General features: G+C 68.5%; 1 protein-coding gene. It reads right to left on the bottom strand.

All coding sequences use genetic code 11. The annotated features are described in order from the left end of the window. Positions 1-143: 143 nt before the first annotated feature. On the bottom strand, positions 144-381 hold a 238-nt coding region (locus KUA55_RS18230; protein WP_218327780.1), incomplete at its 5' end, for a GTP cyclohydrolase I.

The raw sequence follows: 381 nt of genomic DNA on the forward strand, positions 1-381 counted from the left end.
GGCCTGGGCATAGACTGGGATTGGGCGGGGATCGAGCGGCTGGCGCGGCACCGCAGCCGCCACGGCTGATTGCGCGGGCCAGCCCGCCTGGAGCCGGACCGAGGGCCGGGCCCGGGCGGCCCGGCATCCGACAGCCGGAACCCTTAACGGATCAGGCTCAGGAACTCGGCGCGGGTGGAAGGGTTGTCGTGGAATTCGCCCAGCATCACGGACGTGACCATGGAGGAGTTCTGTTTTTCCACGCCGCGCATCATCATGCACATGTGCTGGGCTTCCAGCACAACGGCCACGCCGGCGGCGTTGGTCACCTGCTGCACGGCCTCGGCGATCTGGCGGCTGAGGTTTTCCTGGATCTGCAGGCGGCGCGCGTACATCTCGACG

The organism is Enterococcus alishanensis, from assembly GCF_019218635.1.
GTDB lineage: Bacteria > Bacillota > Bacilli > Lactobacillales > Enterococcaceae > Enterococcus_A > Enterococcus_A alishanensis.